Genomic DNA, 16,158 nt, shown 5'->3' on the forward strand with positions numbered 1-16,158 from the left:
GATCGATCATTGCAAGCTCGTGTTCTTTCGATGGGATGGTGCCGGAAACATGAATGTGCATAGCATACCAACAGGAGCCGCCCTTGCGGGTGCAAAACAGCGGTTAGGCCCCATCGTCTTTGCAGTCGATGCGGCCTACGCCGTTCCCTTGGCGACCGCCCTTAGATCGATCGCCGAGAATAACCAAAGCGCATGGCCCTTGAATATCCATGTCATTCATGAGGGAATAGGCGAAGAAATAAAGCGACTGATCTTTGACTCTCTGCCCGCAAATTCTGCAGTCATTCAGTGGCATCCCATCGCCACATTGTCCTTCGCAAATGGATTTTCCACTCGCCCTGGCGTATCGAGGATGACCTTCGCAAGGATCCTTCTGCCGCAGTTCCTTCCGCAGACCTGCAATCGGGCTCTGTATCTGGATGGCGACATCCTGGTCCTGACTGCGCTTGAACAGTTGTGGAATATCGATCTCGGCGAGGCAGTGATCGGCGCCGTACCGGATTACTGGCTGGACAATGTTGTAAGCATCGGACCAAGTGCGACAGGCGGCCCTCGGGTCGAACGTTATTTCAACGCCGGCATTCTTCTCATCGACCTTGAAAAATGGCGAAACGAGCGAATAACGGAACGTTCGCTGGAGTATCTCGACCGCTTTCCGACGACGGAATATTCGGATCAGGACGCCCTTAACTTTGCCTGCGACGGAAAGTGGAAGATCCTGAACCGCGCCTGGAATTTTCAGTTCGAGCCAACGCAGGCGATCGCCCGCATCGCGCTCGAGCAGAAGCTCGCGATCGTTCATTTCGTGACCAACGTGAAGCCCTGGAAATCAGGAAGCTTGAGCCCGAACGTCGCCTTCTACGATGCATTTCGGTCCCGGACCCGTTTTGCGCTTACCCGGTGGGAGCGCGCTCGGAGTGGCTTGAAGCGTGTAGGCTCGCGGCTGCTTGCCCGATCCTCCTTGTTGAGAGCTGCATGGTCCTGCACGAAATCAGCGATGCGGGCACACGCATCGACGTCGCGCCAATGAATCGGCAGCGACGAACGCGTCAGAGCGAAACGAAGCCGGGTTCGGGTTCCATGAAATACTCCCGAACGTAACGATTGCCTGCGGAGGATTAAGTTTGCAACGCGTTGATGTCGTCATTCCCTGCTACAACTACGCTCATTTCCTTGAGGAATGTGTTGGAAGTGTTCTGTCACAGGCAGGCGTCGATGTACGCGTGCTTATTCTGGATGACTGCTCGCCAGACAATACGCCGGAAGTCGGAAAGGCTCTGGCATCCCGGGACAAACGGGTCACCTATCGGCGGCACACGGCAAACAAGGGCCACATCGCCACCTATAATGGCGGAATCGAGTGGGCGGGCGGCGACTTATTCCTGCTTCTCTCCGCGGATGATTATCTCTTGCCGGGCGCGCTGGGTCGCGCTTCGGAGTTGATGCGCAATCATCCGAATGTGGGGTTCACCTTCGGGAACGCGCTCATAGCTGAGCCGAGCGGCGTCAGTAAGCGCGTCGATCCTCTCGGGGACAATGGTGTGGCTCCCATGCAGGTCTTGTCGGGCCCGCAATTCATACGGTTGAGTGGAGCAAACAACCTGGTTCCGACACCGACGGCCGTCATCAGAACGACGCTGCAAAAACAGGTCGGCGGCTATCATAAGGAACTGCCGCATACCGGTGATATGGAGATGTGGCTGCGGCTCGCATCACATGCCGGAGTGGGCTACATCAACCAAGACCAAGCCGTATACCGCAGACATGCTTCGAACATGTCGCTACAATACTATGGACAAAGTATCCTTCCCGACCTCCGGCAAAGAAAACAGGCTTTCGATATTCTGTTTCGTCAAGGCGCGGAAAGCCTCAGGAAAGATGAGAAACTCAGACGTTTTCTTGCCAGGGATCTCGGGAAAGAGGCGCTTCGGCTGGCAGGCATGGCATTCAATAATTTCGATATTGCCACAGCCATGGCTATTCAGCGCTTTGCTCTTGAAGTTTCGCCCGAAGTGCGAAATTCATTGCCCTGGATCAAATTGGTCTGCAAGCAAACAATCGGGCCAAAATACTGGTACGCCCTGAATTCTATCGGGCGACGCGTTGCAGGATGAATGGGCAGGACGGGGCCGTTCATCCGCAAGTACGCAAACAACAGTCAGGTGGTCGAGCGCTCGATCGCTATTATGCCAAGATCGCGGGAGACGGGATGGAGACGAACCCCGGCATCAAAAAACCCGGTGACGCATTCGCGCCATCGGGTTTTTTGAGCAAGACCGTGGTTCCAAGATACGAAGAGGTTTGCCTCAACAACGATCAGTACAACGCCTTATCCACGCTCATGCCGGAATACTGGTTTGGAACAAGTCGTTGAGCTTGAACACGACTTCCGTCCTGTTCGTTGCTTTGACCTTTTTCATAATGTTACGAACATGCACCTTTACAGTGCTTTCTCGCAGATTGAGCTCATAGGCGATAATTTTATTCGCCTTTCCGCGTCGGAGCGCTTCAACGACTTCCACCTGACGATCCGTGAATATGCCGGCTAGCGGGCGCGCGGTCGAATTGCTCGAGTCCAGCAAGTGACGCATGGCGAACAGGGCGCTTGCAGGTACAAAAATTCCTCCCGCCACCGACAGCGCGATCAGCTCCATGCACACACTGACGCTGACCGAGGCGGGTATGAACCCCTTGGCTCCGTACTCGAGCGCCCTGACGATTTGGCCGAAATCGTCGCTATCGGCCAATACGATGAGTGGCGTTGATGCAAATTCCGACGAGAGCTTCCGGATTTGCTCCGAAACGGCCGGTTCATCGATCTTTTTGCCGCCGACGTTCAAGAGGATTGCCGAAAGCGGAGGATAGTCGTCCCGCTTCTGCTTCCACTCCTCAATTGATCCAAATGCCAGAATCTGCAAATCCGTCTTTTGGGCAGCCATGCATTGCGCCAAGCATTGCCGATCGAGTTCACGATTATCGAGAATGACAAGCGAATGCGTTTGTCTTGTCGACAAGGCAAGTGCCGTCGAATTACTTTCTATCGTAAGGGGAAATGCTAGGTTCTCCTGCCTGGAGTCTAAATTCGGTATAAGTGCTGAATTCACAGCTTCACCCTCCCCTAACACGTTTACGCTCTCACTACGGCTTCGAGTACCAACCCCTCTCAATACGGGGGTTTAGGAAACTCTAAAGTAGGAATCGAATACCACAATTCGCGGAACGTTACAGTAGCTAATATAGGCTAAGTAGCGCACAACTACCATCGTAAGGCGGAAATAGAATGATAAATCTAAGGTAGACTTATATATTACTAGGCGGTTTGTAGAATAGTCTGCGCCGTTACACCGCATTTTGGGCGGGCCACTAAATGCATGGAAACAATCGTCGTCTCCGGCATGGGTCCGGTAACGGGTGTGGGAGGTGGCCCCACCACCAATGTCGGTCGATGCGTGAATAAGGGCGTAAGTCGTCATAAGTAGATACGCCTTTAGGTGAATAACCTTAAACGTTTTGTTTCTTTACTCAGATGAAGAAAACAATTCTCTTTGAAGTGAAGAGAAGTATTTGTCCTGTCGGTATGAAACCTTGGGTGCAATCAAGCGATTGTTGTTTCAACTGAGAATCTGGGCTTGTTCAGGAGTAGGGGTTTTGCAGGGATGATTGCATCAAACGTCAAGCTGGGTGACGGCAGCATCATCCACCATCCAGATCTGGTGAATCTATACGGCTGCACGATCGGCGCAGGAACGCGCATCGGCACCTTCGTCGAGATTCAGAAGAACGTCATCGTCGGAAAAGACTGCAAGATCTCCAGCCATTCCTTCCTCTGTGAGGGCGTGACGCTGGAGGACGGCGTGTTCATAGGCCACGGGGTGATGTTTACGAACGACATGTACCCGCGCGCCGTCAATCCGGATGGCAGCCTGCAGACGGAGGCCGATTGGATCCTCATCCCGACGTTGGTCAAGCGCCACGCATCGATTGGCAGCAACGCCACCATTCTGCCTGGCGTGACCATCGGAGAGGCTGCCCAGGTCGGCGCCGGTGCGGTTGTAACAAAGGACGTGCCTGATGGCGCCATTGTCGCGGGCGTTCCAGCCAGGGTGATCGGTCGCGTCAATGACGGGGCAGTCGACATGTATGCGTTGGGAGGAATGAAATGATCGGCATCGCTGTTGTCGGGTATGGGTATTGGGGTCCGAATCTGGTTCGTAACATCTCGGAAGCGGCCGGCGCGCACCTCGTTTCAGTTTGTGATCTGAATGTCGAACGGTTGGCGGCTGTTAAAAGCCGGTATCCAGCAGTAACGATCACCGACAAGTTCGAGGAAGTTCTGCGCGATCCAAAGGTGGATGCAATCGCCATCGCAACGCCGGTCTCGACCCATTTCAAGCTCGCAATGCAGGCGATGATGGCCGGAAAGCATGTCTTCGTCGAAAAGCCGATGGCATCGACGACGGAGGAAGCCGCACGGATGGTCGAAGAAGCGGCGCGCAGACGCCTCGTGCTGGCCGTGGATCATACGTTCGTCCACACCGGCGCCGTCCGCAAGATGTGCGAACTCGTCGAAAGCGGCTTGGGCGACATGTATTATTACGACTCGGTCCGGGTCAATCTGGGGCTCTTCCAGCACGATGTCAGCGTTATCTGGGACCTCGCGGTGCATGATCTCTCTATCCTGGACCATGTTGTGCAGGAAAGGCCGGTGGCGGTTTCGGCGACGGGCATGAGCCATGTGCTCGGCGAGCCTGAGAACATCGCCTATCTGACGCTCTTCTTCGAAAGCAAGCTGATCGCCCACATCCACGTCAATTGGCTGGCGCCGGTCAAGGTGCGCCGCACCCTGATCGGCGGCAGCAACAAGATGGTCGTCTACGACGATCTGGAGCCCAGCGAAAAGATCAAGGTTTACGACAAGGGCATCACGCTGAACCCAAATTCTCAGGCCTACGGCGAGAAGGTGCATCAGATGATGGTCGGGTACCGCAGCGGCGACATGTGGGCGCCCAAGCTCGATATGACCGAGGCATTAAAACGCGAACTGGATCAGTTCGTCGAGTGCATCGAGCAAAATTCGCGGCCCATTACGGATGGCCAAGCCGGGCTGCGGGTCGTTCGCATCCTTGAAGCCGCAAGCCGGTCGCTCGCCCAGCGCGGTCGTATCATCGAGCTCGAAGAGGCGAGGCGCATTGCATGATCCCGTTCCTCGATCTCAAAGCACAATATCAATCCATCAAGAGCGAAATCGACACCGCCGTGCTCGGTGTCCTGGCCTCGGGGCAATACATATTGGGCGAGGAGGTCGCCCGCCTCGAGCAGGAATTCGCGGACTATTGCAACGTCAAACATGCGATAGCCGTCAACACTGGGACGAGTGCCCTGCATCTGTCGCTTCTCGCGGCAGGCGTCGGCCCCGGCGATGAAGTCATCACCGTGCCATTTACCTTCGTCGCGACCGTATCGGCGATCTGCTACGCAGGTGCACGACCGGTATTCGTCGATGTCGAGCCCGTGACGCTGACGATGGATCCGGCGCAACTCGAGGCTAAGATTACGGCCCGAACCAAGGCCATTATTCCCGTCCATCTCTACGGTCAGATGGCCGATATGGACGCGATCAAAGCGATTGCCGACCACTACCGGATCCCGGTCATCGAGGACGCCTGCCAGGCGCACGGAGCGCAATACAAAGGCGCGCGCGCCGGCAGTATCGGCACATCCGGCTGCTTCAGCTTCTATCCCGGCAAAAATCTCGGCGCCTGCGGCGAGGGGGGTATCGTCGTCACCAACAGCGACGATCAGGCCAAGACGATGCGGATGCTGCGCGACTGGGGTCAGGAACAGCGCTATCACCATCTGCTGAAGGGCTTCAACTACCGCATGGATGCCATTCAAGGTGCGATCCTGCGCATCAAGCTCCGGCATCTCGAAGCCTGGACCGAAGCGCGGCGCGCCCATGGACGCCGCTACTCGTTGCTGCTTGGCGGTTCGGCGAATTTGAGGACTCCTGTCGAAATCTCCGACCGGCGCCACGTCTATCACGTCTATGCTATCAGAAGCCGCGATCGTGACCAGCTTCAGCGCGTATTGAGCGCGGAGGGCATTCAGTCCGGGCTGCACTATCCGATCCCAGTGCATCTGCAGAAGGCCCATGCCGACCTTGGTTACAAGGCCGGCGATTTCCCAAACTCGGAAGCCGCCGCACGGGAGGTCCTCTCGCTGCCGATCTATCCGGAGATGCCGGCGTGGCACGTCGACCAGGTGGCCGCCGCGCTGGAGAACGCCTATGTCAGTTGATCGTGCGGGCGAGGCCCGGATCGTGCAGGCGGTCCACGGCCGTCATGAAAGGCCGGCGGACCCTGCCTATCAGGCCGGGCTGGCCGAAGAACTGAGGCAGTCATACGGGCGCGCCGGCCTGATTGAGCTCTACGGTCGTTTCGCGGCCGGTGACGGTGTCATCGATACTCTGATGCGAAAAGCCATCTGGCAAGCCATCGCGCGGAGCTGTGGCACAGGATTGCAAGTTGCAGGCGGTGCCGGTTTCAAACATCCCGAGACGTTCGACATCGGCAATGGGGTGTTCATCGGGGCTCAGGCCTATATCCAGGGTCGTTTCGACGGCCGGTGCAAGATCGGCGATAATGTCTGGATCGGGCCGATGGCCTATTTCGACGCTCGCGATCTCGTGATCGAGGATTCTGTCGGGTGGGGACCTGGCGCCAAGGTGCTTGGCTCGACCCACACGGCACTGCCCTTGGATGTGCCGATCATTCGCACGGATCTTGAAATCAAGCCGGTACGCATCTGCGCAGAGGCCGATATCGGAACGAACGCGACCATTCTTCCCGGCGTGACCATCGGGAAGGGGGCGATCATTGGAGCGGGGGCAGTTGTCGTTTCCGACGTCGAACCGTTCTCGGTCGCCGCAGGTGTACCTGCGAAATTCATACGTTGGCGTTCGGATAATGATCCGATGACGAACATGTCGCGTGAGGGAAGATCATGAGAGACAAACGGGTGCTCATTACCGGCGGGGCCGGTCTGATCGGCTCGCATATTGCCGATCTTGTCGCATTGGAAAAACCTCGCGAGATCATCGTCCTCGACAATTTCGTGCGCGGGCGCCGGGACAATCTCAGCTCGGCGATAACAAGCGCGCCTGTTAAGATCATCGACGGGGATATCCGCGACAGAGCGCTTCTGGCAAAAGTCTTCGAAGGCGTCGACATCGTCTTTCATCAGGCCGCCATCCGCATCACGCAATGCGCCGAAGAGCCTCGACTGGCTTTCGATGTCCTTGCGGAGGGGACGTTCAACGTTCTCGAAACCGCCGTCAAGGCGGGCGTATCGAAAGTAGTTGCTGCCTCTTCCGCCTCCGTTCTGGGGCTTGCCGAGAGTTTTCCAACGACCGAAGAGCACCATCCGTACAATAACCGGACGATCTACGGCGCGGCGAAAACATTCAACGAGGGGCTGCTGCGTAGTTTTGCGGAGATGTACGGCCTGCGCTATGTCGCGCTCCGTTATTTCAACGTCTATGGGCCGCGCATGGACGTTTACGGCGCCTATACGGAAGTTCTGATCCGTTGGATGGAACGCCTGGTGGCCGGGATGCCGCCCCTCATCTATGGGGATGGTAGCCAGACGATGGACTTCGTCGATGCACGCGACATCGCCCGGGCAAACATTCTGGCCGCGAAAAGCGATGTCACGGACGAAGTGTTCAACGTCGCGAGCGGCAAGGAAATAAGTCTACTGGAACTCGCGAAGATGCTGAGCGACATCATGGGTTCCTCGCTCGAACCGCAGCACAAAGAGGCCCGCACGGTCAACGGCGTGACCCGTCGCCTTGCCGATATCAGCAAGGCCGAACGGCTCCTCGGCTTCAAGGCGGAGATCTCCATGGAGCAAGGGCTTCGCGATCTCGTTGCCTGGTGGCAAAAGCAGACAAGCGCAGGAGGGCAGGCTGCATGAGCTCATCTCAATCCATAATTCCGGTTGCCAAGCCCGTCCTCGGGGAAGAAGAGGCTGAGGCTGCGCGCCGCGTTATTCTGTCGGGATGGGTGACGCAGGGGCCGGAAGTCGCGGCTTTCGAGCGTGAATTCGCTGCCTTTGTGGGCGCCGCGCATGCTTGCGCCATGTCCAATTGCACGACCGCGTTGCATCTGGCCCTGAAGGCTGTTGGCATATCCACCGGCGATGAAGTCGTCACAGTCAGCCATTCGTTCATCGCAACGGCGAACGCGATTCGATACTGTGATGCAGTGCCGGTCTTCGTCGACATCGAAGCGGATGGTTACAACATCGACCCCAGCCTGATCGAAACAGCAATCACGCCTCGCACCAGGGCAATTCTCTGCGTGCATCAGCTCGGCATGCCTTGCGATCTCCGCGCCATCGTGGAGATCGGCAAGCGCCACTCGATACCGGTTATCGAAGATGCAGCCTGTGCGTCCGGAAGCGAAATCCTGTGGGACGGTCGTTGGGAAAAGATCGGCAAAGCGCATGGCGACATTGCCTGCTTCTCCTTCCACCCCAGGAAGGTCGTCACGACAGGCGATGGCGGCATGTTGACGACGGCCAATCCCGAATATGACCGGAAGTTCCGGCTCTGGCGCCAGCATGGCATGAGCGTCACCGATGCCGTTCGTCACGGCTCCAAACAAGTCATCTTCGAAGACTATGATGAGTTGGGCTACAACTACCGGATGACCGATCTTCAGGCGGCCGTCGGACGCGAGCAATTGCGGCGGCTGCCGGAATTGGTTGCCCAGCGCAGGCTGCTTGCCGAGCAATATTGCGAGCGTCTGTCGACGATTGTCGGGCTTTCGCTGCCGGCCGAGCCGCGCTGGGCTCGCAGCAATTGGCAGAGCTTCTGTGTGAGGTTGCCCGATACGGTCGACCAGCGGGCCGTCATGCAGACCCTGCTCGATCAGGGTATCTCGACTCGGCGTGGTGTGATGAACATTCATCTGGAGGGAGCCTATTCCGGTGAGACCTCCCACCGCGTTGCCACGAGCCTGACGCGAAGCGTATCTGCGCAGCAGCAAACGATAATCCTGCCGCTTTATGCCCAGATGACCGTGTCTGACATGGACCGGGTCGTCGAAGCCTTGCGCGCAGCCCTTGCGGAAGCGACCGTCGGAGCCGCCAGCGTGCAACGTGCCATGGATGTCGCTGTCGCCTGAACCCGCATTTGCCTGAGGTAAAAACAATCTGCATAACGAAACAATGCGCGTATCTCCGGATACGCGCATTGTTTCGTTATGCAGATTTCGTGATCCATCCGCGGATGGTTGCGGGCACGGACTCCGGCGGAAGCAGGTCGATCAGCATGCGCAGCGAGTAGAGCCCGCAGAGAGCGACGGCGACGAAGCCAATCGCCGTCGCCGGCCATAGCGGCAAAATCGAGAACATCAGGAATACCAGTCCCGATGCGGGCAAGAAAAGCAGCCCGTGTCTGCGATTGGCGGCGGACCAGCGAAAACCGGTCAGCTTCCGCACGATCACATAGATCAGCATGCTGTGCCAGACATAGAGGCCGAAAAACGCCATACCGGCTCCCTGCGTGCCGAGCAGCGATACGAAGAGCCAGGCAAGCCCCACATGCACGACCGCCGCCGCAACCTCCGTCCAGAAGAAAATCGCCTGGGTACGCTTTGCCACGACGATGAAACCCATCGGCCAGGAAATAATCCGCAGCATCATTCCAAGGCAGATCCAGCGCAGAAGATCGACTGCCCCCTGAAATTCCGCCGAATAGAACAGGCTCATCATGAGCGGCGCAAGCGTCAGGGTGGCGAGCAGGCCGGGGCCAGCGAGCAGCATGCTGATTTCCGCCTGTTCATTGACCAGCCGATTGCATTCGGCATTGTTGTCGGCCGCCGCGGTCAGGCGCGGATAAAAATCCGTTCCCATCGCCTGCAGGATGAAGCCGGCATAGAGACCGCCAAGGCCCCAGGCCGCCTGGTACAATCCAGCCGCCATGACACCGCCCTCCTTCAGCACGATGAGGCGGATGGCATAAGCCGCGCCGAAGGTCAGAAGCCCGCTTGCCATGAAGACGAAGCCGAGCCTGAGCAGTGCCGACACTTCCCGACCGAACTGGCGCGTGGGCATTGGCGAGGGATGAGGGCAGATCCGCCGGCTGTACCACCAGGTCGGAAGGATCGAGGCAGCCGCAATGACCACGAGGGACGGTGCGATCGCCTGCAGGCCGAACAGATAGATCAGCGGGATGCTGACAGCTGTGCCGATAAGCCCGGCAAGCACGTTGATACGGGCAAGATCGGCAATGCCGCGCAGGCCCTGGATCAATGCAGTCTGCCCTGCGGAGACCAGTCGAAAGAAGATTGCCAGCGACAGCAATGCAATGCCACCGGCATGCTGGTAGCCGCCGAAAGTGAAATTTGAAACCGGGAATGCCAATGCGGCGAGAAGGAGCGCACCAAACAATCCGAGCACCATCGATATGCGTCTCAGCACTGTTGCTGATCGTGCGATCATTTCTGCGTCATCGGTGCCCGCAGCTTCGGCAATCTGGCGCACGCCGCTGCTGCCCACGCCAAGCCCGGCAATCGCCTGCGCGATATCGAGGATCGATCCATAGAGGCCCATCAGTCCCACGCCTTCCGGCCCGAGCAGAACAGCCATGGCTTTGTTTCTGATAATGCTGAGTGCGACATTGACGAGCGAAGAGCCGCCCATCAGCATCGTCGATTTGAGGATCTGGGTGTAGGTCTGGCTGCTGGGTGGGGTCATGCGCAAAGTCATCGGATGCCCATGCCCGTTATCCGGTGCCGGCGTTCAATCGCCCGCCGCAGGGCCGATTGCGGCACATGCCTTTCGCGGATCACCGGCTTACCTGACTGATATTAGCCTCTGTCTGAACAGGCAGTGCAGCGGCGTCTTCGGACGGCGCATCCGTGATACGGGGCTTGGTTACCCTGACCACGTCGCCCGGCGCCAATTCCGTCGTTTCGGATGCCTGGAATTGATTGACTTGTCCCTTGTCCCGCCGGCTCACGATGAAGGTCAGCGGGAGTTCCTCATCGCGGTTATTCACGTTGATGCCGGTCGACAGCTCTCCGAGAAGCAGTTGTTGCGTGGTGTCGCGCTTCAATTTGAGCTGATCGAGAGTGGCCTTTTCCGCCTGCACTTCGGAAGCGACCTCGCTCCGACGAGTGTCGGAAAGTCCCTCGAGATTGCGCGTCGTCTCGTTGATCGCCTGGCGGCCCCGCATGATGGCGGTGACCAGATCGAGCCGGTCGGAGCGATAGTTGGTGAGCAATCGTTCCAGATCCATCTGTCGTGAGGTGATCGTGAGGCCCTTCTGGACAAGCGTCTTCACGCTCGTCAGTTGCTCCTCGACCGACTGGATATTGTCATCCGAGCCTTTCAGCTTTTCTTCCAATGTATCGATTTCCGCATTCAAGAGATTGCGCAATTCGACGAGGGCCACCGACTGCTTGGCGAGCGCGTTTGCACGGGCCTGAAAAATGACCTGCTCCTCCTGATGGATACTCTCGGCATATTGCCGATCGGCAGCGGGCGGCGGATCGAAGACGATCTCTTTCGCGCCGGCCATCTCCGCTTGCAGCCGCGCGAGCTTTGCCGAACTGCGTAGCAGCGAATGGTCGATTTCTCGTAGCTCGCCGGCAAGCTTGATCGTCTCCGTTTGCTGCTGTGCCGCAGCCCGCAACGGGCCGCCGCTCATGGCCAGGGATTGCAGGACGCTGAGGCCGGAGTGAAACTTGTATTCTCCCGGCGCCATCACGTCTCCGACGACGTAAATGGCCGGATAGTCGAGAACGTCGATGGTCACCGCAGGTGTCTGGGCCAAACCCATCTTTGCCTGAAGGCGCTTGCCAATCTCGCTGGTCAGGCTGGCACTGTCCAGATTTCCAACCGGCAGCGACCCTAGAAAGGGCAGGGAGACTTCACCTGCATCCGAAACCGTATATTCGCCGCCAATCGCATCCCATCGCTCAAACTGGCCCTTGGACGGCATCCATTGGACGACCGTCAGGCGGATTTTCGTTTGTGGAGCCAAAGGGGCGCTATCGGCGAGAGCCGGTGACGCAGCTCCGGCAAGAAAGACGAGTGCACTGATGACAGACGTTGCTCGAAAGAACAGGTGAGGGACGCGGTGCGATAGATTCATGTACATGTCTCGCCTTCAAAACATCCTTCAACGGACGCTGGTCCGATTCCTTAAGCGCTGTTCGAACGCCGGACGCCAAGCCCGAAACCACATCGCTAGTGTGCAGTGTGGCGAAGCCTTGAGGAAGGTGGAGGTCGTTTACTTTGCCTAATCACAATTGATAGGGTGGGGAGGGTGCATAAGCCTAAATCGAGCAGAAGCACATATCTTCTGCGCGACACAGAGGCATCGCCTCGAAAAAATCAACAGGCCCAACGGCCTATGCTATCGCACGAACGGTCCGGTACGTGGTCTCCTGCTTGGAGGGCCAGCATTGGCGCCACCATGCGGCGATGGTGAAACCACCGCCGCGGCTTCGAGCCTTGCACAGGAAGGGCGAATCTTCGCGACCTCACGCGTCCCATCCATCACGTGGGCGACGCAACGCGGCCGTTTGCCCAAAGGATGCCGCATGTAGAGCGAAAGGCGTAGGATATACCCTCTCATTTTTCGGCTATAATTCAGGGTCTCGTATCAAACGATCCTCATAGATTCGATCCTGAAAATCACGCGAGAGGTGCCCGCCATGTATCGCAACGCTCGCCGCTGGAGCTCGCGCTCCCTCCTGTTGGATTCGCTGGTTCCCCGATGGTTGGCCGTCGGCGGAGAGGGAAAGCCGCGCAAGCCTGCCGAAAGGCGCGAGGATAGTGCTCAACTTGCGACATCCGTGCAAACCGCGGATGGAAGCAAGCATGATGGAACGCTTGTCGACAATCCCGACAACAACGTGGAGCTCAATGAGCATGACGTTGGACGGAGAGAGGGCGTGATCGGCGACGCGGACGGTCGAGCTGATATCCCCCGCGCGCAGCCGCCCATGGCCAACACTGTCGCGACAAATCTCGAAACGGGGGGGCGAAGCGCTGATACTGCCGCGTCACGGTTGCCCGCCTACACGCTTGGTTTTGCGCGTTTCGAGCGGGACGCGAACGGAGTTGCATTCGGGGCCGCATCGCCCTTTTATCGCACCTATGCTGGAATGAGCTCCATAGGCGACGATCCTCTGGCTCCGTATCTGCCGCAAAGCCCTGCACCGACGGTTTCCGGGCAGGGTTCTGCTGCGGTGGCGGCTGAGCGTGCGCACTCGGGCAAGGTCGTCATTCTCGAATCGAGCCCGTCAGCGCAGGCGACAGCCCAGCATGCCGGCGCTAATTCGCTGGCATTTGGCATGCCCTTTGGTGTGTGCGGATGCGGCTACTTTACCTCCCCCACGCGGATTCTCGATTGGGCGCATGGCGGCGCCTTGCTTCAACAGGACGGTCAATTGTCGGGAACCAAGCTGACCGAGGGCCCGGACTATGTGCAGACGATCAAACGGGCCATAGGCGCCTCGGTCAGCGATCCGCTTCTCGACCGTGATTTGTCCCCGCTCTCGGGCTGGCGCGGGACCGCAACGTGGACGGATTCGACGATCTTGAACGGATCGTTGCCCGGTGGCGGAGAAATCGGAACGGGCACGTCCACATCCAAGGGTATCGGCATCCTTTCCGGCTCGGTGACAACGCCACCTTCTACACAGCGGTCGTTGGCAACGCAAAATCTGGCGGCCGCGGCGGCGGCGGCCAGCAACGCGATCGTGCTGGAAAACCAGAAGCAGGGTAACCCGGAGAGTGAGTGGGGCATCGACGGTGCCGGTAGCTCCAACATCGAGGGGTTTGCGACCGACATCAGCGTCGACAACGGCAAGACGGTCAGCTTCAAGATCAATACCAATTCCACCAATTATCGGATCGACATCTATCGGCTCGGCTATTATGGCGGCATGGGCGCGCGCAAGGTCGCGACCATGCAGCATACCGGTTTGCAGACGCAGCCCAATCCGTTGCGCAACGCCTCGACCGGCACGGTGGATGCCGGCAACTGGGCAGTCTCGGCGTCGTGGACCGTACCCAATGATGCCGTCTCGGGCGTCTACATCGCCAAGCTCGTGCGACAGGATGGCACCTTTGGCGAAAATCAAATCCCGTTCATCGTGCGGGATGACGACAGCCACAGCGACATCGTCTTCCAGACTGCAGACGAGACATGGCAAGCTTATAACGGCTGGGGTGGCGCTAACTTCTATGGCGGCAATGGTCCGGCGACAGGCCAGGGGGCGGGTCGTGCCTATGCGGTCAGCTACAACAGGCCGATTGCGACCCGCGGCGGGGTCGGCACCTATGCCGGTCCGCAGGACTATCTGTTCGGCGCCGAATATGCAGGCATCTACTGGCTGGAACAGAACGGCTATGACGTCTCCTACCTGTCGGGTGTCGACGTCGACCGTTATGGCAGCCTGTTGCTCAATCACAAAACCTATGTTGATGCCGGGCACGACGAATACTGGTCTGGACAGCAGCGAACCAATGTCGAAGCCGCGCGCGATGCGGGCGTCAACCTGATGTTCTGGAGCGGCAACGAGGTTTATTGGCGCACCCGTTGGGGCAATGCCTACAGCGCCGACGGCACGCCCTATCGCACGCTGATCTCCTATAAGGAGACCTGGTCGCCCACCGCCAGCATCGACCCTTCCAACGAATGGACGGGCACATTCCGGGATCCGCGTCTCAGCCCACCCGCTATCGGCGGCGGAAACCCGGAAAACTCACTGACCGGACAGTTGTTCAAGGTCGACGATGTCGGCAGCAATCTCCAGGCGATCACTATTCCCTATGACGACGCCAATCTGCGTTTCTGGCGCAATACCAGCGTCGCCAATCTTCAGCCTGGCCAGACGGCGACGCTCACCAAGAACTATCTTGGTTACGAATGGGACGAAGCTGTAGACAACGGCTTTGATCCGGCCGGCCTCGTGAAGCTGTCGTCGACGACGCTTCCGGTCAGCACTTACTTGCTCGATTACGGAAACACGACCGGCAATGCGACCTCGACCCACAATCTGACGCTCTATCGCGCGCCCAGCGGTGCATTGGTGTTCGGCGCCGGCACGGTCTACTGGACATGGGGCCTGAGCGACAACCACGATCTCACGGCGACGCCGACGGACCCGCGCGTGCAGCAGGCAATGGTCAACTTGCTTGCCGATATGGGCATTCAGCCCGGGACGCTGCAATCCGGGCTCGTCGCGGCAACCGCTTCGTCGGACAATGTTGCACCGACTTCCATCATCACGGCGCCGTCAACGGCGACCGTTGGCTCCGCAGTCACGATTACAGGTACCGCCACCGATACGGGCGGCGGGGTCATCGCCGGCGTCGAGGTTTCCACGGACAACGGGGCAAGCTGGCATCCGGCGACGGGCGATGAGAACTGGACTTATACCTGGTCGCCGCAGACAGCGGGCACATACACCATCCGATCTCGCGCCGTCGACGATAACATCAACCTGGAAACACCCTCGGCGGGACGCACGGTCACCGTCAGCGGGCCGAGTTACACCTCTCTCTTCGGCGCCGCGACGCCGGCGGTCGTCAACACCAACGATAGCTCAGCCGTTGAACTCGGCGTCAAATTCCAGACCTCCGTGGCAGGCACCGTCACCGGCATTCGTTTCTACAAGGGCGACCTGGATACTGGCACGCATACCGGTTCATTATGGTCGAGCACCGGCACGCGGCTTGCGACCCTCACCTTCACGAATGAGTCGGTCAGCGGTTGGCAGACTGCCTATTTCACCAGCCCGGTGTCACTGACAGTCGGACAAACCTATACGGCGTCTTATCACACGAATAGCGGTCATTATTCCACGACCACCGGCTACTTCACCTCGAACGTAACGAGCGGGTCGCTCACGGCGCCGGCCAGCGGCAACGGCGTCTACCGCTATGGCAGCAACAGCCTATTCCCCACGAGCACGTTCCAGTCGACGAACTATTGGGTCGATGTGATGTTTACCACGCCGAGCTCGAACACGACGCCGACGGCAGTTGCCGATGCGGGGGACGCGACGGAGAAGGGTGGTGTCGCCAATGGTTCGGGTGGTGTGGTTGCGAGCGGCAACGTGCTGACCAACGACA

General features: G+C 58.5%; 12 protein-coding genes. 9 read left to right on the forward strand and 3 right to left on the reverse strand.

Annotation, left to right across the window (positions count from 1 at the left end; translation table 11 throughout):
- The first annotated feature begins 49 nt into the window (after positions 1-49).
- Entirely contained in the window at positions 50-1,030 is a 981-nt protein-coding gene (locus ACMUVN_RS22200) for a glycosyltransferase family 8 protein (RefSeq protein WP_048338511.1), read from the forward strand.
- A 94-nt stretch (positions 1,031-1,124) separates the two neighbouring features.
- Entirely contained in the window at positions 1,125-2,114 is a 990-nt protein-coding gene (locus ACMUVN_RS22205) for a glycosyltransferase family 2 protein (protein WP_028757615.1), read from the forward strand.
- Positions 2,115-2,339: 225 nt separating this feature from the next.
- Here the strand turns inward: ACMUVN_RS22205 and ACMUVN_RS22210 are convergent, their stop codons facing one another.
- Positions 2,340-3,104, reverse strand: coding sequence for a response regulator transcription factor (locus ACMUVN_RS22210; RefSeq protein WP_029733098.1), 765 nt, complete (start codon positions 3,102-3,104; stop codon positions 2,340-2,342).
- A 552-nt stretch (positions 3,105-3,656) separates the two neighbouring features.
- On the opposite strand from ACMUVN_RS22210, the gene ACMUVN_RS22215 reads away from it, so the two are divergent.
- The 6 genes from ACMUVN_RS22215 to ACMUVN_RS22240 are packed head-to-tail and all read left to right on the forward strand — an operon-like array spanning position 3,657 to position 9,188.
- Positions 3,657-4,163, forward strand: a complete 507-nt coding sequence (locus ACMUVN_RS22215; protein ID WP_047619763.1) for an acyltransferase — start codon at positions 3,657-3,659, stop codon at positions 4,161-4,163.
- Positions 4,160-5,197 (forward strand): Gfo/Idh/MocA family protein, encoded by a 1,038-nt coding sequence (locus tag ACMUVN_RS22220; RefSeq protein ID WP_029733100.1) that lies wholly within the window; start codon positions 4,160-4,162, stop codon positions 5,195-5,197. Before ACMUVN_RS22215 ends, ACMUVN_RS22220 begins: the two co-directional genes overlap by 4 nt.
- Positions 5,194-6,297, forward strand: a complete 1,104-nt coding sequence (locus ACMUVN_RS22225) for a DegT/DnrJ/EryC1/StrS family aminotransferase (RefSeq protein ID WP_029868054.1) — start codon at positions 5,194-5,196, stop codon at positions 6,295-6,297. Before ACMUVN_RS22220 ends, ACMUVN_RS22225 begins: the two co-directional genes overlap by 4 nt.
- The gene (locus ACMUVN_RS22230; protein ID WP_097545104.1) at positions 6,287-7,006 is read left to right on the forward strand and encodes an acyltransferase; all 720 of its coding nucleotides are present in this window, start codon (positions 6,287-6,289) and stop codon (positions 7,004-7,006) included. The genes ACMUVN_RS22225 and ACMUVN_RS22230 overlap by 11 nt, the downstream gene beginning before the upstream one ends.
- The gene (locus ACMUVN_RS22235; protein ID WP_029868052.1) at positions 7,003-7,974 is read left to right on the forward strand and encodes an NAD-dependent epimerase/dehydratase family protein; all 972 of its coding nucleotides are present in this window, start codon (positions 7,003-7,005) and stop codon (positions 7,972-7,974) included. Before ACMUVN_RS22230 ends, ACMUVN_RS22235 begins: the two co-directional genes overlap by 4 nt.
- The gene (locus ACMUVN_RS22240; protein WP_047619769.1) at positions 7,971-9,188 is read left to right on the forward strand and encodes a DegT/DnrJ/EryC1/StrS family aminotransferase; all 1,218 of its coding nucleotides are present in this window, start codon (positions 7,971-7,973) and stop codon (positions 9,186-9,188) included. Before ACMUVN_RS22235 ends, ACMUVN_RS22240 begins: the two co-directional genes overlap by 4 nt.
- A gap of 76 nt (positions 9,189-9,264) precedes the next feature.
- Here ACMUVN_RS22240 and ACMUVN_RS22245 read toward each other — a convergent pair whose 3' ends face one another.
- Both ACMUVN_RS22245 and ACMUVN_RS22250 read right to left on the reverse strand, forming a co-directional pair.
- Entirely contained in the window at positions 9,265-10,773 is a 1,509-nt protein-coding gene (locus tag ACMUVN_RS22245) for an O-antigen translocase (RefSeq protein ID WP_097545106.1), read from the reverse strand.
- Positions 10,774-10,852: 79 nt separating this feature from the next.
- The gene (locus ACMUVN_RS22250) at positions 10,853-12,163 is read right to left on the reverse strand and encodes a polysaccharide biosynthesis/export family protein (RefSeq protein WP_174824524.1); all 1,311 of its coding nucleotides are present in this window, start codon (positions 12,161-12,163) and stop codon (positions 10,853-10,855) included.
- A gap of 565 nt (positions 12,164-12,728) precedes the next feature.
- Here ACMUVN_RS22250 and ACMUVN_RS22255 point away from each other — a divergent pair.
- The coding region (locus ACMUVN_RS22255) for a N,N-dimethylformamidase beta subunit family domain-containing protein (RefSeq protein WP_414815446.1) at positions 12,729-16,158 on the forward strand (3,430 nt) is incomplete at its 3' end.

The sequence above is a fragment of the Rhizobium sp. IY2 genome, from assembly GCF_047532935.1.
In the GTDB taxonomy this organism is placed as follows: Bacteria; Pseudomonadota; Alphaproteobacteria; order Rhizobiales; family Rhizobiaceae; genus Rhizobium; species Rhizobium anhuiense.